Annotated in this window: 23 protein-coding genes and 1 pseudogene; 7 read left to right on the top strand and 17 right to left on the bottom strand. The window is 39.9% G+C overall.

Annotation, left to right across the window (positions count from 1 at the left end):
- Positions 1 to 11: 11 nt before the first annotated feature.
- From Q91_RS09990 to Q91_RS10000, 3 genes are all read right to left on the bottom strand, one after another.
- On the bottom strand, positions 12 to 572 hold the full coding sequence (locus Q91_RS09990; RefSeq protein WP_015006776.1) for a sugar transferase: 561 nt from the start codon (positions 570 to 572) through the stop codon (positions 12 to 14).
- Complete coding sequence (locus tag Q91_RS09995) at positions 556 to 1,515, bottom strand: SDR family oxidoreductase (RefSeq protein ID WP_015006777.1); 960 nt, start codon at positions 1,513 to 1,515, stop codon at positions 556 to 558. Before Q91_RS09995 ends, Q91_RS09990 begins: the two co-directional genes overlap by 17 nt.
- Before the next feature lie 129 nt (positions 1,516 to 1,644).
- Positions 1,645 to 2,439 carry a glycosyltransferase gene (locus tag Q91_RS10000; protein WP_015006778.1) on the bottom strand — a complete coding sequence of 265 codons (795 nt, stop codon included), beginning with the start codon at positions 2,437 to 2,439 and terminating at the stop codon, positions 1,645 to 1,647.
- Between the two features lie 393 nt (positions 2,440 to 2,832).
- Between Q91_RS10000 and Q91_RS10005 the strand changes: the two genes are divergently transcribed.
- The 3 genes from Q91_RS10005 (at position 2,833) to Q91_RS10015 (ending at position 4,815) form a co-directional block, all read left to right on the top strand.
- Complete coding sequence (locus Q91_RS10005) at positions 2,833 to 3,333, top strand: hypothetical protein (protein WP_190274368.1); 501 nt, start codon at positions 2,833 to 2,835, stop codon at positions 3,331 to 3,333.
- A 132-nt stretch (positions 3,334 to 3,465) separates the two neighbouring features.
- Complete coding sequence (locus Q91_RS10010) at positions 3,466 to 4,122, top strand: sulfotransferase family protein (protein WP_015006780.1); 657 nt, start codon at positions 3,466 to 3,468, stop codon at positions 4,120 to 4,122.
- A gap of 57 nt (positions 4,123 to 4,179) precedes the next feature.
- On the top strand, positions 4,180 to 4,815 hold the full coding sequence (locus Q91_RS10015) for a hypothetical protein (RefSeq protein WP_015006781.1): 636 nt from the start codon (positions 4,180 to 4,182) through the stop codon (positions 4,813 to 4,815).
- Between the two features lie 55 nt (positions 4,816 to 4,870).
- Here the strand turns inward: Q91_RS10015 and Q91_RS10020 are convergent, their stop codons facing one another.
- From Q91_RS10020 to cysD, 12 genes are all read right to left on the bottom strand, one after another.
- Positions 4,871 to 6,052, bottom strand: coding sequence for a hypothetical protein (locus Q91_RS10020; protein ID WP_015006782.1), 1,182 nt, complete (start codon positions 6,050 to 6,052; stop codon positions 4,871 to 4,873).
- Between the two features lie 60 nt (positions 6,053 to 6,112).
- Positions 6,113 to 8,080, bottom strand: coding sequence for a glycosyltransferase family 2 protein (locus Q91_RS10025; protein ID WP_015006783.1), 1,968 nt, complete (start codon positions 8,078 to 8,080; stop codon positions 6,113 to 6,115).
- 23 nt (positions 8,081 to 8,103) lie between these two features.
- On the bottom strand, positions 8,104 to 8,937 hold the full coding sequence (locus tag Q91_RS10030; protein WP_015006784.1) for a hypothetical protein: 834 nt from the start codon (positions 8,935 to 8,937) through the stop codon (positions 8,104 to 8,106).
- A 26-nt stretch (positions 8,938 to 8,963) separates the two neighbouring features.
- Positions 8,964 to 10,010 carry a glycosyltransferase gene (locus tag Q91_RS11440; RefSeq protein WP_015006785.1) on the bottom strand — a complete coding sequence of 349 codons (1,047 nt, stop codon included), beginning with the start codon at positions 10,008 to 10,010 and terminating at the stop codon, positions 8,964 to 8,966.
- 35 nt (positions 10,011 to 10,045) lie between these two features.
- Positions 10,046 to 10,747, bottom strand: coding sequence for a sulfotransferase family 2 domain-containing protein (locus tag Q91_RS10040; protein ID WP_015006786.1), 702 nt, complete (start codon positions 10,745 to 10,747; stop codon positions 10,046 to 10,048).
- The gene (locus Q91_RS10045) at positions 10,744 to 11,547 is read right to left on the bottom strand and encodes a hypothetical protein (protein WP_015006787.1); all 804 of its coding nucleotides are present in this window, start codon (positions 11,545 to 11,547) and stop codon (positions 10,744 to 10,746) included. The genes Q91_RS10040 and Q91_RS10045 overlap by 4 nt, the downstream gene beginning before the upstream one ends.
- Before the next feature lie 98 nt (positions 11,548 to 11,645).
- Positions 11,646 to 11,954 (bottom strand): ferredoxin, encoded by a 309-nt coding sequence (locus Q91_RS10050; RefSeq protein ID WP_015006788.1) that lies wholly within the window; start codon positions 11,952 to 11,954, stop codon positions 11,646 to 11,648.
- Between the two features lie 13 nt (positions 11,955 to 11,967).
- The gene (gene cysQ, locus Q91_RS10055) at positions 11,968 to 12,753 is read right to left on the bottom strand and encodes a 3'(2'),5'-bisphosphate nucleotidase CysQ (protein WP_015006789.1); all 786 of its coding nucleotides are present in this window, start codon (positions 12,751 to 12,753) and stop codon (positions 11,968 to 11,970) included.
- Between the two features lie 2 nt (positions 12,754 to 12,755).
- Positions 12,756 to 13,349 (bottom strand): adenylyl-sulfate kinase, encoded by a 594-nt coding sequence (gene cysC / locus Q91_RS10060; protein ID WP_015006790.1) that lies wholly within the window; start codon positions 13,347 to 13,349, stop codon positions 12,756 to 12,758.
- A gap of 10 nt (positions 13,350 to 13,359) precedes the next feature.
- A complete protein-coding gene (cysC, locus tag Q91_RS10065) occupies positions 13,360 to 14,085 on the bottom strand; it encodes an adenylyl-sulfate kinase (RefSeq protein WP_015006791.1) in 726 nt (241 codons plus the stop codon).
- Positions 14,086 to 14,204: 119 nt separating this feature from the next.
- The gene (gene cysN / locus Q91_RS10070; RefSeq protein ID WP_015006792.1) at positions 14,205 to 15,647 is read right to left on the bottom strand and encodes a sulfate adenylyltransferase subunit CysN; all 1,443 of its coding nucleotides are present in this window, start codon (positions 15,645 to 15,647) and stop codon (positions 14,205 to 14,207) included.
- Positions 15,647 to 16,561: a sulfate adenylyltransferase subunit CysD gene (gene cysD / locus Q91_RS10075; protein ID WP_015006793.1), complete on the bottom strand. Its 915-nt coding sequence runs from the start codon at positions 16,559 to 16,561 to the stop codon at positions 15,647 to 15,649. The genes cysN and cysD overlap by 1 nt, the downstream gene beginning before the upstream one ends.
- A 73-nt stretch (positions 16,562 to 16,634) precedes the next feature.
- Between cysD and Q91_RS11870 the strand changes: the two are divergent.
- The 4 genes and pseudogenes from Q91_RS11870 to bioA form a co-directional block, all read left to right on the top strand.
- Positions 16,635 to 16,808: pseudogene (locus Q91_RS11870) on the top strand (4Fe-4S dicluster domain-containing protein); the annotation flags it as partial.
- Positions 16,809 to 16,850: 42 nt separating this feature from the next.
- Entirely contained in the window at positions 16,851 to 17,810 is a 960-nt protein-coding gene (locus Q91_RS10080) for a (Fe-S)-binding protein (protein ID WP_015006794.1), read from the top strand.
- A 2-nt stretch (positions 17,811 to 17,812) separates the two neighbouring features.
- Complete coding sequence (coq7, locus tag Q91_RS10085) at positions 17,813 to 18,454, top strand: 2-polyprenyl-3-methyl-6-methoxy-1,4-benzoquinone monooxygenase (RefSeq protein ID WP_015006795.1); 642 nt, start codon at positions 17,813 to 17,815, stop codon at positions 18,452 to 18,454.
- 6 nt (positions 18,455 to 18,460) lie between these two features.
- The gene (gene bioA, locus Q91_RS10090) at positions 18,461 to 19,783 is read left to right on the top strand and encodes an adenosylmethionine--8-amino-7-oxononanoate transaminase (protein WP_015006796.1); all 1,323 of its coding nucleotides are present in this window, start codon (positions 18,461 to 18,463) and stop codon (positions 19,781 to 19,783) included.
- Here the strand turns inward: bioA and Q91_RS10095 are convergent.
- A complete protein-coding gene (locus Q91_RS10095) occupies positions 19,752 to 20,144 on the bottom strand; it encodes a VOC family protein (protein WP_015006797.1) in 393 nt (130 codons plus the stop codon). The two genes, bioA and Q91_RS10095, sit on opposite strands and share 32 nt — an antisense overlap.
- Positions 20,144 to 20,563, bottom strand: coding sequence for an OsmC family protein (locus tag Q91_RS10100; protein WP_015006798.1), 420 nt, complete (start codon positions 20,561 to 20,563; stop codon positions 20,144 to 20,146). Before Q91_RS10100 ends, Q91_RS10095 begins: the two co-directional genes overlap by 1 nt.
- Positions 20,564 to 20,637 lie beyond the last annotated feature (74 nt).

The raw sequence follows: 20,637 nt of genomic DNA on the forward strand, positions 1-20,637 counted from the left end.
TGCCCATTAAATTAATGGGAAACACCATCTCTTTTAAGCACCTTGAGAAACGTTAACCAAAGGATATAAATATCGAAGAAAAATGAGCGCCGATGCATGTATTCAACATCTAGCTCTACTTTTTTGGATATAGGCAGCTCATCTCGACCATTAACCTGAGCCCAACCTGTTAAACCAGGCAACATTTCATGAACACCATTTTTAGTCCGTAGGGCAATCAAGTCACCCTGATTAAACAACGCTGGACGAGGCCCCACGAAGCGCATGTCTCCTTTTAAAATACACCATAGTTGCGGCAGCTCATCTAGGCTTGATTTGCGCAAAAAACCACCAATTGGCGTTAACAAACTTTTAGGATCCTTTAGCAAATGAGTAGCAACTTCGGGCGTATCTGTTTTCATGCTACGGAATTTAGGCATTTTGAAAATAGTATTGTTAATACCTACTCGATCAGACCAATATAACGCTGGGCCTTTCGACGTTACTCTAACCAGAATAGCCACAATACAAATAGGCACTAAGAGAATAGCAGCGGCATTGATTGCCAAAAACAGGTCAAACAGTCTTTTCATTTAAGTACGCATCCGCTATTTTCTTCAACTGTTCATCCATTGTAATAACTGGCTTCCAGCCAAGTAATTCTTGAGCTTTGGAGCTATCCACCTGTAACGAACCAAACAAGCGATTCGCCACATCACCCTTACCTAGTAGCTTTGCTGCGAATGTCATCCAGGTAGCAGGAACAGGTAACAACAATGCCCTTTTACCAAAGGCATGAGCCACTTTATTTAATAACTCAGTTGTTGATACATCCTCATTATCAGAAATCAAAAATATTTCATTCGCCGCCTTTGGGTGGCCAACGCAATGAATAATGAAACTCACTAGATTATCTAACGCCACTAAAGAGCGTTGATTATTTATAGCTCCGAAGGGCAGAGGAACTCCTTTACTAATCCAGCAAAGTAGGCTCCCAAAATTGCCAGGAGCATTTGCACCGTACACTAGAGGTGGTCGAATAATTACCACGTCCATATTCGCTTCATTCGCAATAGCTCTCAGCCCCAACTCTGCCTCATACTTAGAAATAGCGTAGGGCTCTTGCGGGTTACAGCTGTCACCTTCTGTGTACGAAGAAAGACTATTATTCCCATTTACCCCTATGGAGCTTAAAAAAACAAACCTTCTAACTCCCGCATTAGCAGCCTGCCTTGCTAAAGTTAAAGTCCCTGCGGTGTTCACTTCACGAAATGCTAGCAACGGATCACAGGCATCTTCATTCATAATATGCGCACGGGCCGCACAGTGAACAACCACATCAACTTTCTTTAATGCTAAACCCCAATCTGAGCCTGAAGATACGCTATCGATAACAACCAGTTCAGCATCCTTGCTCACTAAAGGCGCGTCACTACGACTTGTTACCACAACATCATAATCGGAGGCACATAGGTAGTTGACGAGGGCCGTACCTACAAAGCCTGTCGCACCTGTTATTAATAACCTTAAACCCACAGCTTAAAGAGAAATCCCATCTAGCTTTATACCCTGATTTTAAATGTTAGCCATCATACCTTAAGCACTTTAGACGACCAACCGAAACAAAAAAGTACAGAATAGCCAAAATTTTAGCTAAGGGTGACGCTACCTTGAAAACTTATATAACAACTTCTTTACAAAGTTAGGGGACAAGCGAAGCACGGCTTTACTAACAACATTCAAGTACAATTGAAAACGGTTTATAAATCCTATTTTAGCAAGGTATCTAAATACCTTAACCTCACCTTCATAGAAAGCTCGTCCTCGCCGAGAAATAAAACCGTCACCTACACGCATCCTTACTAAAACTTCCTGCAAATTTGCCATCTTATATCCTTTGCTCAGCAATGTGCACCAAAGCGGGTAATCCTCAGGGTACAAGGAAGGGTAACCCCCAACACGCAATACGGCCTCTTTACGAAAGATAACAGCAGGGTGACTCATTGGACTGCGATATTTAGAAAACAGTAAAATTTCAGCGTGAGAAGAAGGAAGGCACCTCACATCTAGCTTTTTAGACATATCCTCACTCCATTCCTCAACAAAACCACTAGAAACTGCTATATCAGGATTATCATTCATAAATTTTATCTGTTTTTCAAAACGATCTGGCACAGATACATCATCGGTGTCCATGCGAACCACTAAATCAAACGAACACTTCAATAAACCCGCATTCAGTGCTGCTGCCAATCCTTGATTTTTATCTAATCGAACAGAAACTATATTGAGTTCGCTTTTGAATTGCTCTATTACACCTAAAAGTTCTACTGAAAGCGGGCCATCTTCTACTAATACCAACTCATCAACCATCATTGTCTGCCCAACCAAGCTATGCAAACACTCCGTCAGGTGCTGAGGTTTTTCGTTCACATAAACTGACATTAATACTGAAACCATACTGTTTATAATTCCTTGTAATGACTGCACCAAAAGTGCGCTTCCGACTTTAGTATGATTTTACTTGACCCTCACGACTAACCATAAATAAACTAACTATTAAGCCTAATTTAAAAAAACATTTACATGCAACTATCCACAAAACACGGGTTCGCATTTTTATGCATGCCCAAATGCGCATCTACCTCTATTGAAGCAGCTATAAAAGACTCATGCAATATTAGTTTTTCAGCCCCATCTAAACTTAAACACCTTAACGCTCAGCAGTTCTCTAGAATAATACTACCTGCTTTTCAAACATTACTTCCCACAATTAAGGTTGAATCGCTCTGCTTGATTAGAGAACCTTTAGAATGGATAGAAAGTTGGTATCGCTATAGATCGAGGTTAGCTTTGAAAGATAAAAGCCACCCGAATCATAAAAACTATACTGGCGACATAAGTTACAACACCTTTATAAAAGCCTATATTTCAAAAGGAAAAAGGCAGCCTTTCGCAAACATTAAGACCCAATACGACTTCATTAAGTTAAGCAACAATGACATCGGCATAGATCAAATATTTCCGATGGATAGGTTAGATTTAGTTGCTGACCTATTATCAGTAAAAACAGGCAAATTTATTTCTATTCCAAAGAAAAACACATCGAAAAAAAGACTCCTGAATCTGGATTCGAAGGTTGAAAAGCAGCTGCGACTTCATCTTGCTAGAGATATTGCTATATATGACTTTGTAAAAAAAACCAAACCTTTCATCGAAACATTCACGCAAGTAAGCTTTCAGCTATTATTCAAAACTCAACGGCCTGCTATTAAGCCAAGCTTACTATCTACATACCATCTTCTATATACCAAGGTCAAACACCTAAGCCCTAGCGACAAAGGCACTAACTAACAAAATACTTATTTCAGCTCACCATCAAGCTCCGTATCTAGCCATTTAATCAATTCAGCTCTACAATAACATCAACCTATGTACTCCCACGCACTTTTTCTATAATTAACTTTAACTCTTAAAAAAAACTAGATGGATTGGAGCAAATTAAAAAGACATAAAATATCTGGGTACTACAATCGACTAATCTACAGTGGCCACCCAAACAAATACACCGTAACTATTAGCGATAAAAGCAAATTTGTTTGGTATCAGGTAGCAAAAGTCGGAACGAGAACCATTCTTAATACTTTAAAAGACTCTGGGGTTTCTTTATCCAGAGAAGACGCATACAAAAACTATATTTCTCCTCGTAAATATAAAGACTATTACAAATTCGCATTTATCCGAAACCCTTATGATCGCTTAGTCTCTTGTTGGCTGAATAAAGTATATAGACGAAAAGACAATCGGTTTAAAGCAAGCGATGAAATCTGGCCTGCCATGCAAACATTTTCAGGCTTTATTGATTTTGTTGAAACCTTGGATTTAGACACTTGTGACGATCACATTAGGAGTCAAAGTAGTTTAATTGACCTTTCAAGTATCGATTTTATCGGTCGGATGGAGAGTTTTGAAGAAGACCTTGATGAGGTATTTAAGCTGATAGGAGTAAACCACCAAACACTGACTATCAAAAATGTAACAAAATCAAGAAAAGACTATCAGGCTTACTATACGGATACTGACATAGAAAGAGTCTTCCAATTATATAAAAAAGATATTCGCTTGTTTGGGTATGACTTTTAAGCACATATTACCGAATGCAAACAACCTTTAGACACCCATTTAAAAGCAAGAAGAATAATGTTCGAACCACCAAACAAAGACCTCCCCGTAAAGGCCGTTTTAATTTCAGGACCAAGCTGTGCTGGAAAAACGCATCTACTAAAATGTATTTCAGACGAAAATAAATTTTCGCAGATAACTATCTTTGAAATGGATTCTTTAGAATACTACCACCCAAAAAAACTAGAAGCGCAACTAGGACATGCAAAAATAAGGTTTGATTCATGGTTTCTTGCCCAAAAAAAAAGCCAGCCTTTAAATGCCCTTTATAACAACATTAAAAACTCTAAAGATGATGCACGCCTAATTAAATACACCCTGATAGAATTATGCATAATGCCGGAAAAATTCATTACTATCTTTCCTCAAACCCTAAGGAAGAATCACTCAGGTAGGAAGTTTATAGAATTAATAGAAAAGATTTTTTCGTTAAGAATTGCGCATGTTGCTGTTATTCCAAGCAATTGTAGGTATATTTTGAATTTCACCTATCGATTAAAAATACTTAACATTCCCTACATAAAACGTATGTGGAAGGGACGAAACTCTCTTTACTTACAAAAAAATAATTTCGATTATGCACACGAACCATGCCTTTTTAGTAACAAAGAACAAGTGACCATTAATGCTTTTCACCAACTATTAAAGACATAACTTGCTCTTCCTCAAAAACACTACCATCCCTAAAACCACGGCACGCACCTTTCCATCAAAGTCTCTTTTTATAGTCTTCCATTTTACGATTTATGAGCGGCCCATTAGGCCTTTTATTTTGCGCCAACTGCATCAGCTCATAGGCTTTATGGATATCAATATTTTCTAACAAAAGAGCCGCATCTCTATAAAGATTAATTTCTTGATCCGAAACTAAAGTCTTACCAGTTAAACTTTCAATTACCTCCGAAAGCGCATTAACTTGTTCTTCTTTTACAGGAGAACCACTTTCCAACGGAGGTGCATACATAAACAAGTTATCACGATAATTAAAGTATTTTTTATTTACTGCTTCGTTCGATTTTTTAAACAATGCTTGAATATTGTTATATTGTTCAAAAGTTATATTATTTTCATTCCCCTTAAAGGATTCTGATATCCGTTCAACTGCTTTTTTTCTATTTTTATTAACGAAACCATTATTATCATACCTCCCAACTTGGGCGTTTATTGCGCGCACAATCATTAATCCTATGTTTGAAAATGATTCATTGGCAACACTGACTTCCCTATTAGTGCAAGAGAGTAGACTCTGATCAATCGCTACACAAAAGTCATCTATTAGATTATTATTAAAAAACTCATCTTTTGAAAAAATTCGCACATTTAATGAGTCTGAAGAAAAAACTGTTGACCAACGATCCAATAGCTTCTCGAAATTATAATAGGTATTGTCTGGCGAGCATTTACGCAAATACGACTCAAAATCAACGAAAGAGCCCGATTTAATTGAGGTTGAATAACTGGATAATGCTAAAGCCGACTGCTCCCTAATGTAACAAATTATTTCAATGTCAGAAAAGTGCCCGTCGATTAACTCTTTAAATTTCTTAACAGCACTTATTTCCCTTAACCTTGAATGGAAGTGCTCACTAGTGACAATCACAGAATGTATAGAGCCATCTAAGGAAGCCATCTCCTTATTTAATGCTTCATACAACCCTTTTCTGAACTCCTCCTTCTTCTCCTTAGTATCAATTTTCCTATCTAAAAAGAAGTCATCAAATTCACTCTCCAGCATGCAATAAGATGGGATTGCCCGCTGGTTTTTTTTACCCCCACACTCTAAGACATGGTAACCGTTATCAGACAAGACCACCCTATTTTGATCCAAAAACTGCTGAATAGACGTTGTCCCTGTCTTTTCTATGCCTATATGTAGATAAAGTTTTCGCATTTCATTTCCAATATAAAATAATTAATAAACTAAGAATTTACACCCTAACAAACATAAGCGTCATAAAGCATTCATCTTAATAAAACCTTCTTGATCATCCAAATGCATTAATTTTTTTATATACATAAAATTCCTATACTCTTTAACTTTCCTTTCGCCTGTAAATGTCCCAGTAGACCAATGTGAAAACTCATCTTGTTTAACGTCTTTTAATTCGTAAGCTACTTGTGCTCTTAATGCCTTATTATGAATAGGAAACTCCATATGCAACTTCTCCCAATCCCAGGCTTTTACAAAAAAAACAGCTGGGCAATTAGGAAAGAACCTTATCTCTTGGTTAATTTCATTTTCTGCAATGAATTTATGGCCCTCCTTATCACTATAAACCGTTTGAACAGGAAGGCTTCCTGTAAGAAGGCGCCTTGAGTGAGCCAACCTAAGGGTATAGCGTTTAAATATCTCGCGCTGAGTCATACTAGAACTTAACAGCATATCAGCATCCCATTTACAGACTGTGTTGTATTGGCAGCGACTTACGCACCAGTTATAGTAATACGCGAGGCTACTTAACGAACTCTCCTTTGTTTCTTGATGCTCTTTACCACACTTTGCCACTTCAAAAGGATACTCATGCAAGCTAACTCGTTGACCTAGAGGATGTCCAATTTGAAAGTTTTCAACCAATGTAGCCGTCCCGTCCGTACTGCCATTATCTATAACTACAACTTCATCAAAGCACTCTACAATCGACTCTAAGCAGCTAACAATATTCACCTCTTCATTTTTCACCCGAAGCATGGCACTTACTCCACGCGGCTTAGCTTTCTTTGTTAAAGTAAAATTAAAGCTCGAAAGGCCTTCATCATTTTCAAAGATTTTATCCTGCAAGCGATAGCGCGCGAGCCTTCGCCTTAGCCCAATTTTCCCCGTCACTTTACCACTCAACCGTTTAAACTTTTTATAACCTTTTTTTGACAGACTTTTTCCTCTCCATTTGAGATAGCCAAGTCGCTTTCTAATACTACTTAAACTGGAGTCAGCTCCCTGCTTAGTTGCGAATCGACTTAAATACTCTTCCAACGAACCCAAGTCTTTTGCCAACAATAGACGCAACACTTTTTTTCCAACTGGGGACAACGACGCATTATTTAACAAATCCTCACCATCTAAATCACCTACCACATCAGAAACAAACTTCATATACTCCATCCTTTCTTTAACGCTTAAATCGTTAAAGGCCCTAGCCATCAACTTTTTACTCCAATAATGATTTAACCGAAAAGACCAGTATTTTCTATGTGCCTCTTGGTTATTCTCAATATTATTTGAAACAATTCGTGATGCTTCTTGTTCTTGCTTAAAGTTAATAAACCCCCAATGCTTACGCATTAAGCTTAAATTATCCACTCTATAAGCATAAAATGCGTTAGGGATAGACGAAATTCTATTGGCCAGCGGAAGTGCTGAAGATATGAATATAGCATCCTCCCCCAGCGTAAGGCCCGGCATAAACTGTAAGCCCCATTTATCTAAAAAGCTTTTTTTAAAAAAATACAAAAAAATGGACCTATAATTCCAAAACTCATGATTCTGAAATGTTCCGTTAACAACATTTTCCGGCGCTATAAGCAACTGATAATGCTTACCATTTGAGTAATGCAACCCATTGAACCTTAGGATTTCACACTCGTCTACTTCTGCTACACGATATAGCGTCTGCAACGCAGTTTTATCACACCAATAATCATCGCTATCCAAATGAACAAGGTATTGGCCTTGAGCAACTAAAACGCCACTGTTTCGTGCTTCAGGCAAACCCTTATTCACATCATGTTTTACATTAACGATCCGTGAATCCTTTTGTACATAACGATCTATAATCTCCGCTGAACCATCAGGAGAGCAGTCATTCACAACAATAACCTCAATATCTTCAAGTGTTTGACTTAAAACCGAATCCAAGCACTGCTCTAGATACTCCTCCGTATTATGCACAGGAATAACAACACTAACCTTTACCTTACACATAAAATCCTTCAACCTTTTGAATCCTAGTAAACAACCACCTGCTCCATTTGTTTAATAGCCTTTATATCTCGCTCGTAGATACTACGAAACTTATCTATGTCCACTTGATTAAAAGGCGCAAATTTATACCCCATATTGTTCCCATCCAACAAGTTGGAAACACCCTGAACTGCCCTAGATGACATTTTGGCAGAAAGCCCCCAACTGATTAAGGGCATCAACTGACATGCAAAATGATTCATTGATGACCGAGGCCTTTCTTCATGTAAAAAGTCCCAACCCTCATTATCACCAAAAACCCTCATTATTATTGAAGGCAAAACTGACACATAGTTTTCATAGCGCACAACATTGATCCTGGCTGTTGGAAAAACTTGACGGATAGACTTAACGACTCGAAGCCATGTTTGACTATAGTTTTGCGAATAAACCGTTTTAAACTTTTTAAATCGATGATGCCTAAGCGCTTCACAATAAATCGATGGCAAAAAACTATCCAAACTCCGAACACTGAACCACACTTCAATTTCATCAAAATTTTGCGTAAATTTTGCTAGGCTACCCACCCTTCTTTTTAAGCGTGAGTATAAAAATAAATCTTTATAAATATCAGTGGACTCTCCTATCAAATTTTCTTCAGAAATAATTACTGTTGAATTTAATTCTTTAATTTCATCCAAATATAGCCCACAAACTTCAAAATCAACTCTCCCACTCTTCCATTTTAGATTGCGCCGAAACTCTTCCATACTGACATAGCTAATGTCAGGCCGATATAAATGGCGGTTTACCTCAAGTACTTTTTGAAAATGTGTTGTCGCCGTTTTATGGGCACCTAAGTGCAAGTGTAACTTCAATGACTCCTCCTTAGTGAACGCCAACTTTATAAAGCTTCTTGCATCTTTTTAACTTTATCTTTTTTCTTTTTGAAAAAATGTCGGTAATTTTCCATTAATGTCTTTATCATCAAAATAGGGCTTGCACAAAAACAGTAAAAACACCGTCTGACTTTTATAAATAAGGAATATCTATAGTGAAAACTGGTTAAACAATATTTGTAAAGTATAATTTTTTTCGCATATTTAGTATCAATATCAGTGCACTTCTTAGTATAACGTAACAAATCCTGCATAGCTGTTTTGGCCTCTACAGCAGGCAACACATAATTTTCGTTATGCTTTTCGTGAACAAGAAAGTTGATATAACTCTGGTTTTGAAGTTTTAAGCTCTCGTTATCCAAAAATTCACTAAGAAATTCACTAACAATATCTCTACTACTGGCCATTTGAGCTTCATAATGAACCGATGAAACCTGCTCATCATGGTAACTATAAAAAAGAAGACTTTCTGCTAGATTATGCAACTTTCCATAAACAGCAAGCTCTTTCCACAGCATGTAGTCTTCTGCATGCGGGTATTTTCGTGAGTAACGAATATGGTGTTTATTAATGGTGTCAGACCGCATCATAACCCCTGGGTGTGAAATACTCCTGTGAAACAAATACAGTGCTGACATTATTTCTTCATGCGCTTTAGGGTACACAACTTTATATGGTGAAACTTTATCGCCGACGATTGTTATTGAGGACCCACATGCAACATACTCTAAATTCGCCTCCAAAAACTTAATTTGTCGCGAGAAACGCTCTGGGTGAGAGATATCATCTGCGTCCATTCTCGCAAGATACTTACCCTCTGACTTTGCAAGAGCTATGTTTAACGCATCCACTATCCCAACATTATCCGGCAAAGCAAGATACCGTATTCTATCGTCATCAAACTTCTTGGTTACAACTTCCTTTGTATTATCCGTTGAACCGTCATCGACAACAATTAATTCAAAGTTTCTATATGTTTGAGAAAGAATGCTATCAATGGAGTCACAAATATACTTTTCTGCGTTATAAACGGGGAGCAACACCGAAACCATAGGCACCTGTATAGCCGAATTATTAACTACCCTCCTCATTTTTTTTGTGACAAGGGTTTGTTATGCTCTTTCCCCCACTCATCCCAGACCGCCTCCTCTGAGTAGAAACCTCGGAGTAACTCATAATCTCTTTGATAGAAACTAAGCAGCCTTTGAACTTGAACCTCACTGAGTTCTTTTAACGTGAATTTAACCCCGCCTGTTTGAGTACGGTCAAATGAAACACTTTTCCCAAACACATTACACAATTCCACTTCAAAAGCGTGCAAATCTTCCATTTTATATACATCTGAAAAAAAACTTAAATTTTCCCCATCTAAGAACTCAACCATAGGCCGAGCGTGATGAAAAATCGTCTCCACTTTATAATAAACATCAAAATGCTCTATAAATTGATCCAATGTGGGATTATAGAAAGGAATTTTAATATTTTTATTATTTTCTAAAAACTTCCTCAGAGCATTTTCACTCAACTCATTATGAAACGTAACCCTATTAGAATATGCTGATAAGAATCGTTTAATCGGGTCCCTTATCACAACAAAGCGCCTTTCGCACTGATCAATTATCGCGACTTTTCTTTTACTTGTATACTTATGTACATGACACCCAACCAGCTCTCTAGAAAACTTTACCCCATTTTCTAACTCATAGAGTGCTCGTTTAATAGTTGTGCATGCAACTTTGGGGAAAAAACAGTAGCCAACTCTCCCATCATCTGAAACATACCCTTTCATTTAGGAACCCCCAGCTTAAACATCAAGTTTAGGGGCTTGTCAAGCTTTACAAGAGAAGAGCAAACCGAAGCAACTAACATGCTAGACTGCCTAATCAAAACCAACCCTACAATTAACTCTATAAAACTTCGGTTTACTTCATTAACAAGCACATCATAAACAATAAATAAAAATGAACCTATGAATAGAAACCTTGCTATCCCCCTAAATAATTTATAAGGAGGAACAACCTTTGCTTGAAATACAGAAAGCTTACCGTTCTTTTCCGCCAACAAAACAGTAAAAGAAACCAGCAACACAACCAGTAAAATATACACTAGGTCCCTATAGACAACTAGCTCGAACCCGACAAACAATATAAATAACACACTTGATGAACAAACTAACATGCAAGTATTAACTATGCTTGTCACTTCCTTTATTTTTATATTGTCTTCTTTTGATTTAGCAACAATCTTACGAACTTTTTTCTCAGCAATTTTGGTTACTAACTTTGAAAACCAATACGCTAAACACATAAATATAAACATACAAACACATAAAAAAATTACAAACTCTTCCTTGTTGTGAAAAAAATCAGCTACAACTTCTGGCACAGGACGGTTAGGCGCAAGAAACAAAAGTATCTTAATAGGAAGAAGTGCCGCTATAAGAGCTAACACCTGCATTAAAGACTGATACATCACACCTAATGTAAAGTCTTTGCAATCCAGCCTCAGTAAAAATTTTGAAAACATGAAAAAGAAAGCCCCCCCATTACTTAATTTTTGAAGGACAGCTTTAGATAACTCACTTTTCATATAATTCATTCCACTTTATAGCGAATAATTCAAAAAACACACCATTTGATATACTCACTTTAAATGCTGCTTTATACAAAAAAACGTGAAGACAATCATTAGCTTAACCCCTCTTTAATAACACGGCTCTTGCGTATACAACTTTCAAAAATATCATCAATATCTTCTTCGGTTTTATATTGATACCAAACTCCATCGGGGTAAATAACCAGCACAGGGCCTTGACCGCAGCGATCTAAACACCCTGCATTATTAACCCTTACACCACCTGGTCCTGCAAGGCCTGCTTCTTTAACTTTCTTTTTTAAATAATCACGCATTTCTTGTGCATTATGGTCTTGGCAAGATGCACGACCATCGCTTCGCTGGTTGGTACAAAAAAAGACATGCTGTTTATAGTAAGCCATATAAGTTTATTTGTTAGCTAATGGATGAAACAATAAAAAAAGGATTCAGTAAATTTTGCTTATTATATACAAGCGGTTTTGAGATCCCACCCTTATTAAACTCACATACCTTCATTCCAGCGCATAAAACAACCGCGTGTGCCGCAGCCGTGTCCCATTCCATTGTTGGTCCTAGTCTTGGATAAATGTCAGCTTCACCTTCTGCAACGAGACAAAGCTTTAAAGAACTACCAATGGATACTAGCTCTTTGACTTTTTCTGTTTTTATCTCATCAATGAATTGTTTTGTTTCATCAGACAGATGCGAACGACTAGCTACTACTTTATAGCTATCGCGCTGCTCAGCTCGTTTTAACGGTAGAGCCTGCCCGTCTTTAAAGGCCCCTTCGCCTTGCTTAGCCCAATACATTTGCCCCAGCGCTGGCGCATACACCACGCCTAAAACAGGCATGCCTTGATTTATTAAGGCAATATTGACGGTGAACTCACCATTTTTTTTGATAAATTCTTTAGTACCATCTACAGGGTCAACCATCCAGAAGTAGTCCCAATCCTTTCTATCCTGATAAGGAATATTTTTGCCTTCTTCTGACATCAAGGGGATTAGCCTATTATTCTTTTGATCCAGCTCTTTTAAGCCTTGTTCTATAATCTTATGCGCCGCCGTATCGGCCTCAGTCAGTGGCGATTGATCAGCCTTAAACTCAACCTCAAAATCTTTTTGATAAATATCCATAATGGCATCACCTGCTTTTTTTGCGAGTGCCACAATGTCTTCTATGTTTATATTATCTAACATTTTTAAATATATGCGTTCTTTTTAAGGTAAGCCACAACTTCCGTAGCCGCCTCTTCAATACTAATGCCGTCGTTAACAACATGCAGCTCAGGGTTTACCGGCACCTCATAAGGTGAGTCGATACCCGTAAAGTCTTTAATCTCTCCTGCACGCGCTTTTTTATATAACCCTTTAGGATCTCTCTGCTCACAAACCTCTAATGGTGCATCAATAAACACCTCCACAAACTGGCCTTGCATGGCCATATCTCGCACCATTTGACGGTCCTTAGCAAACGGGGAAATAAACGCAGTAACGACAACCAAGCCTGCATCACAAAACAAGTTAGCCACCTCACCTACGCGGCGGATATTTTCTATTCGATCTTCTTCACTAAAGCTAAGTCCTTTATTAAGCCCTTGCCTCACGTTATCGCCATCGAGCAAATAGGTGTGCTTCTTCATCGCAAACAGTTGATTTTCTACTGCATTAGCAACCGTTGATTTACCACTACCGCTTAAGCCGGTAAACCATAAAATACAAGGTTTTTGTTTTTTTAAAATAGAGCGCTGCTTTTGACTAATATGATGCTCATGCCATACCGTGTTTGTACTCATTTATTTACCCTTATTTGATGTAATGCTTTTTAACGTACTTAACAATTACTTCAACTGACTTGTCAACTGACAAAGCATCCGTATCAACGACTACTTCGGCATGCTCAGGTTCCTCATATACCTCATCGACGCCAGGAAAGTTTTTAAACTCCCCACTTAAGGCTTTTGCGTAAGCACCCTTATGATCACGCTTTTTACACGTTTCGATGTCTGCCTTTACGTAAACAATAATATTATTTCTGACCATTTCACGAATTGCTCTGCGTGATTCTTTATACGGTGAAACAAACGAGGCAACAGTTGACACTGAATTGTTCTGCAAGGTACAAACAAGGTTGCCAATACGGTGCATATGACGATTTCTATCGTCCCTTGTATAACCAATATTCGGGATGAGGTCCCGAATATCTTTTGAATCTATCCGCTCAATGGGGATATCAAGCTTTTCAAGTTGCTCAAAAACTTTATCAGCAATGGTCGTTTTGCCACTCAGTGGTAAGCCGGTAAACCAAAGATTAAAAGGCTCTATTCTTTTTTTCCCCCAGCGCACTTTTAGCCAAGCCTTTTCGTGCAGCCAAAAAAGTCCAATTTTTAAAACACTTTCCAGCAACCCCGTTGCAATAGCAAGATCCAGTCGACCAAAAAACACGTAGACAATCAGCATCGTTGTTGTTGTCGCAACAATACGCCACGTCACCCCTTTGATAAGAGAGCGCTTATTCGTTTCTTTATACATCCGTGTATTCTACGTCCTATCCCTAAGAATTTTCATTAACTATTTTCGTTAACTTATCGACCTTCGCAAGCCGGATTATGAGCCCTGCTTCCATGCAGTGACTAACACCAAGTGATTCTTTACGAGAGCAAATCATCAATCGATCGACAGCCCCATTCGGGAAAGTGCTGTCTAATCAATACATTTAAATCTTTTTCAAAAGCACTGTATTCTTTTGCTGATTGCCCGTTTGCGGCAACAGTAGATTTCTCTTGAATCATACCCGCCGCTAACGTGGCGTGAGTGTACTTATCAATCACAATAAAGCTACCCGTTCCCTTTACATCGGCATATGCGTCAAAAGCAATCGCTTGCTTCAGCGATAAGCGGCAACGAGCAATTTCATTGAGTTGCAATTCACTGGCTTCAATTTTTTCTAATGTATTAACATCGACCTTATGATGAATCTGCTCAAACCTACCTGGCACAACATTACTGGCCCTTTTGATTAGGTAATCCACCCCTGTATTCATCGCCGTTTCATTCATCCACACCAAGGTGACATCTAGCTGGTCAGCGACGTCTGGAAGATCAGTCGTTTTCACAATCATATCGCCACGACTAATATCCACTTCATCTTCAAGCGTCAAGGTGACCGCCATTGGCGCAAATGCTTCGCTAACATTCATTTCGCTTTCACTAACTGCCGGCTGAATTACCTGTTTAACCACTGACGTTTTTTGCGATGGCAGCACGGTAATACTATCACCCACCTGGATACTACCCGCCGCAATGGTGCCGCAAAAGCCTCTAAAGTCCAAGTGTGGACGGTTTACGTACTGTACTGGTAAGCGGAAGTTTTCAAGATTTACCGTATCTTCAAGCGGAATCGTATCGAGCTGCTCCATCAACGGCGCATCGGTATTCCATGGCATATTTTTGCTGGCATTAACAACGTTATCACCAGTCAACGCTGACACGGGAACAAACACAGGCGAGTTGATACCTACCTCTTTTGCAAACGACTGATACTCGTCTTTAATTTCATTAAAACGCTGTTCGCTAAATTCAACCAAATCCATCTTATTGACGGCTACCACAATATGCTTAATACCCAACAAACTTGTAATATAGCTATGACGTCGTGTTTGTGTTTGCACACCATAACGCGCATCAATGAGAATAATCGCTAAATCGGCTGTAGACGCACCGGTTGCCATATTTCGCGTGTATTGCTCATGCCCTGGGGTATCTGCAATGATGAACTTACGTTTGTCCGTGGCGAAAAAACGATATGCCACATCAATTGTAATGCCTTGCTCACGTTCAGATTGCAAGCCATCAACCAGTAAAGCCAAATCAACCGCTTCACCTGTTGTACCGTGCTTTTTAGAGTCATTATTAATTGCCGCCAACTGATCTTCAAAAATCATTTTACTGTCATGCAGTAAACGTCCAATTAACGTACTTTTCCCATCATCTACGCTACCACAGGTAATAAAACGTAATAATTCTTTGTTTTCATGTTGCTTCAAATACCCCTCGATATCAGATGCAATCAAGTTATTTTGCTCAACAGCCATTAGAAATACCCCTCAATCTTTTTCTTCTCCATCGACCCTGATTCATCATGGTCTATCAATCGCCCCTGGCGCTCGGATACTTTGGTTAGCAGCATTTCTTGAATAATTTCAGGCAATGTTTCCGCTGTAGACTCCACTGCCCCTGTTAGCGGGTAACAACCCAGCGTCCTGAAACGCACCTTCTCCATCACCGCCTTGTCACGTAACTCTTCAGGCATGCGCTCGTCATCGACCATTATTTTGGTTCCACCGTACTCAACCACTGGGCGTTCTTTTGCAAAATACAAATCAGGAATAGGTATCCCTTCAAGGTAGATATATTGCCAAATATCGAGCTCAGTCCAATTAGATAACGGAAATACCCGAATCGACTCCCCTTTTTGATGGCGCCCATTATAGGTATCCCATAATTCTGGGCGTTGCGCCTTTGGGTCCCAACGGTGATTTTTATCGCGGAATGAATAAATTCGTTCTTTAGCACGTGACTTTTCTTCGTCACGACGAGCGCCGCCAAACACCGCATCATATTGATAACTATCTAACATCTGGCGCAGGCCTTCTGTTTTCATGATATCGGTATGCATCGATGAGCCATGTTCAAATGGAGATATGTTTAGCTCCTTACCCTTTGGGTTAATATAGACAATCAAGTCCATACCCACTTCTTTGGCCCGCTTATCTCGAAACTCGATCATTTCTTTGAACTTCCAAGTGGTATCGACATGCACCAAAGGAAACGGCGGTTTGGCAGGAAAGAACGCTTTTTGTGCCAGATGCAACATCACCGAAGAATCCTTACCTACACTATAAAGCATTGCCGGGTTATCAAATTCAGCAATCACTTCACGTATAATATGCACAGACTCCGCTTCTAAGCGCTTCAAATGCGTCAGTTGTTTTTTACTTATAACCATAATGTTTATTTAAATAAAATTATATAATGTTTAATTATAACGAATTATCCGCACTCTTGCCTATTTTATTATTTTGACAAACCAAATCAACTATACCGATACAGACCTTTGCGTTAAGTGTGGATTATGCCTACCACAGTGCCCCACGTACAATTTAACTAAAAATGAAAACGAATCACCCCGTGGCCGCCTAGCCCTCATTCAAGGTTGGTCAGAAGGCCATCTCGAACTAACAAACACGCTTAGCGAGCACATTGATAACTGCTTAACGTGTAGAGCCTGCGAACAAATGTGTCCCGCCAAAGTACCATATGCTAGGCTCATCAACGACTTTCGTGGCGACACAAACACCACCGAGCATAATAAATTGAGCCTGTTAGAACGTTCATTCATTAGTCGCCTCAAAGGACAATACAGGAAAAGCCTAAACTTTTTTCTGCGTTTTTATCAGAAAGTTGGTTTAAGTAAACTCCCTTTACAACTAAATACTTATTTGCCCGCCAAAATTTCCTCTAATCAGTTTAACGAAACATACCCGACATTGGTTGCAGAAAGGCGAGGGCACGTTGCGCTCTTTACTGGTTGCGCCACAGAGGTGCTTGATTCTAAAACACTAGAAGATACTGTCTTCCTTCTTCAACATTGTGGCTTTGACGTTTCCATTCCCCCAAACCAACATTGTTGTGGCGCGATAGATTTACACGCTGGCAATCATCAGCAAGCACTAAAGCTCGCCCAAAACAACCAAAACACGTTTGATAATACACACTACGATGCCGTCATTACGGTCGCCAGTGGTTGCGGTTCTACCTTAGCCGAATATGACCATGCTCTATCAAAAAAAGTCGTTGATATCAGTGATTTTATTGCGCCTTATTTAAGCACACTCTCATTCAAACCACTGAAAGCATCGGCTTGGCTTCACACCCCTTGCACCTTAAAAAATGCTCACCCCTCAACCACCGATATTACTGAACTACTTGCTAATATCAATGAATTAAACATCCGCTCTTTCAAACCCAATCAAATGTGTTGCGGCGCGGCTGGTAGCTACATGCTCACCCACAAAGAAACCGCAACCACCCTACGCGATCAAACTATTGCTCCTTTAAAAGATCACACAACTGATTATTTACTAACCAGTAATGTAGGCTGCGCACTGCATATCCGCTCTGGTTTAAAACAAGCAGGGCTTAACACCACCACCTTGCATCCGGTATCATTACTAGCACAACAACTAAAGGTATAACCATGCAAAGAGCTTACTCCACCGCTGACAACCTCATTGCTCATGCCGACCGTGTGTTACGAACCTTAGCGGGGCATGCTAAAACAACAGGGCGAGAAAACCCGTCTGACGCCGTCGAAGATAACGACCTTAATGAAGACGAAGCTAAATTATCAGCGCAACTGATGCGTGTAAACCATGCTGGCGAAGTCGCTGCCCAAGCCTTATATCAGGGTCAGTCATTAACTGCTCGCAACAAGGCCGTGCAAGAAAAACTGACCCAAGCTGCCGAAGAAGAAAATGATCATCTTGTTTGGTGTCGCAAACGTCTTGACCAGCTTGGCGAAAAAACCAGCATTCTAGACCCTGCTTGGTATTTGGGCTCTTTAGCCATTGGCGCCACCGCCGGTTTAGCCGGCGACAAATGGAGTCTCGGCTTTTTAGCCGAAACCGAGAAACAGGTTGTTCAACATATTGAGAGCCATCTCGAAAAACTGCCCGATACCGATCACAAAACACGCGCCATCCTTAATCAGATGCACGAGGATGAAAGCCAACACGCTACCAGCGCCATCGAGCAAGGCGGGGCTGAGTTACCTGCCCCCATTAAACAAGGCATGCGGCTTATTTCAAAAATCATGACAAAAACATCTTTTTGGGTTTAGTCTTAAATGAGCAATAACTGGGAAGACCTTGTCAATTTTGACAAGCAACACATTTGGCATCCTTATACCAGCCTAAACCACCCAACACCTGTTTTCCCCGTAAAATCAGCTTCTGGCGTTCGATTAACGCTTGAAGATGGCCGTGAATTGATTGATGGCATGTCATCTTGGTGGGCGGCCATTCATGGCTACAATCACCCCACTTTAAATGCCGCTATTGAAAACCAACTCAAATCTATGTCACATGTGATGTTTGGCGGCTTAACGCACAAACCTGCTGTTGATTTAGCAAAAAAACTCATCGACATCAGCCACGATGATTTACAACATGTATTCTTTGCCGATTCTGGTTCAGTCGCCGTTGAAGTTGCAATCAAAATGGCCCTTCAGTATTGGTCATCACTAGGCCAACCGCAAAAACAACGCTTATTAACCATTAAAAATGGTTATCACGGTGATACTTTTGGTGCGATGGCCGTTTGCGATCCCGATAATGGCATGCATCATCTATTTAGTAACGTTCTCGCTCAACACCTTTTTGCAAAAAGCCCTGATTGCCGAGACCAAACTACATACGATCAAGCCGCCATTGATGATTTTGAGCATTTATTAAAAGACAATATAGGTACTATTGCAGCCGTGATTATAGAACCGCTGGTGCAGGGCGCAGGCGGCATGCGATTCTATAGCGCCGCCTATCTTAAAAAAGTACGCGAGCTGTGTGATGAGCACGATGTACTACTGATTCTGGATGAAATAGCCACTGGATTTGGCCGTACTGGAACCTTTTTCGCCTACGAACAAGCGCAAATTGCACCTGATATTTTATGCGTCGGAAAAGCGCTAACCGGTGGTTATGTAAGCCTCGCTGCCACGCTGTGCTCCAGCAAAGTAGCCGATGGTATTGGCGGAGGCCAACACCCAACCTTAATGCACGGTCCAACGTTTATGGCTAACCCTTTAGCCTGTGCAGTAGCTAATGCCAGTTTAGAGGTTTTATTGGCTTCGCCCTGGCAAACCTCGGTACAGAGGATTGAAAAACAATTACAATCTGAACTAGCGCCTTGTTCACAACTGAGCGCTGTAAAAGAGGTTCGTGTTAAAGGCGCGATTGGTGTCATTGAGCTGCATCAGCCCGTTGATATCCATTGGATACAACCCCGGTTTGTAGAACTCGGTGTATGGGTTCGTCCTTTTTCAACCCTCATCTACGTGATGCCCCCCTATATTATGACGACAGCTGATTTGTCAAAACTAACATCAGCTATGCATCAAGTGGCCTGCGACATCGATACAATTAATGACCAACCAAAGGCGGGTGGCAAATAATTTGCACCGTTACGCCGCTAGGATCATAACAATAGAAACTTTTTGCGCCATCACGGTGTTTGCGTGGTTGAGTTTTCATTTTAACGCCATGATGTTTTAAAAACTCAAACCAATCATCTACATCGTCTTCTCGGTCCAGAAAAAAGCCAATATGGTCTAACGCTGGAACCCCTGCCTCTTCTCCTGTAACAACATGCAGGGCCAAGTTATCATTCCCTGAGGTTAAATAAACGTTCTGTTCATCTGGTCGCCATTCAACAGACATTCCCATTAACTCAACATAAAAATGCTCAGCGGCTACTAAGTCTTGTACATTTAACGCAACATGCCGTAAGCCAGTTGTTGGATTAGGCCGCTTCATTAGGCAACATCCACAATTTCATAATCATGGGTTATCTCAACAGCCTTACTCAACATAATAGAGGCCGAGCAGTACTTTTCAGCTGATAAATTAACAGCACGTGCAACAGCTTTGTCGGTTAAGCCCTTACCAGACACGATAAAATGAACGTGAATTTTAGTAAACACCGCAGGGACCTCATCAGCACGCTCAGCATGAATTTCTGCCACACAATCGGTCACCTGTTGACGGGCTTTATCCAAAATCATTTTTACATCAAACGCTGTACAACCGCCCATACCAGTTAACAACATTTCCATTGGCCGAGGCCCTAAATTTCTACCTCCATTTGCTGGCGCACCATCCATTACAACGGTATGCCCACTGCCTGATTCGCCAAGAAACATCGCGCCTTCAACCCACTTTATTCTTACATCCATTTTCAAACCCTTGTTTTAATTTTAGGCGCAAAGAATATCATAAAACCAGCCAGCAACATGACGTTTGCTAAAGC

This window comes from Cycloclasticus sp. P1, from assembly GCF_000299965.1.
GTDB lineage: Bacteria > Pseudomonadota > Gammaproteobacteria > Methylococcales > Cycloclasticaceae > Cycloclasticus > Cycloclasticus pugetii.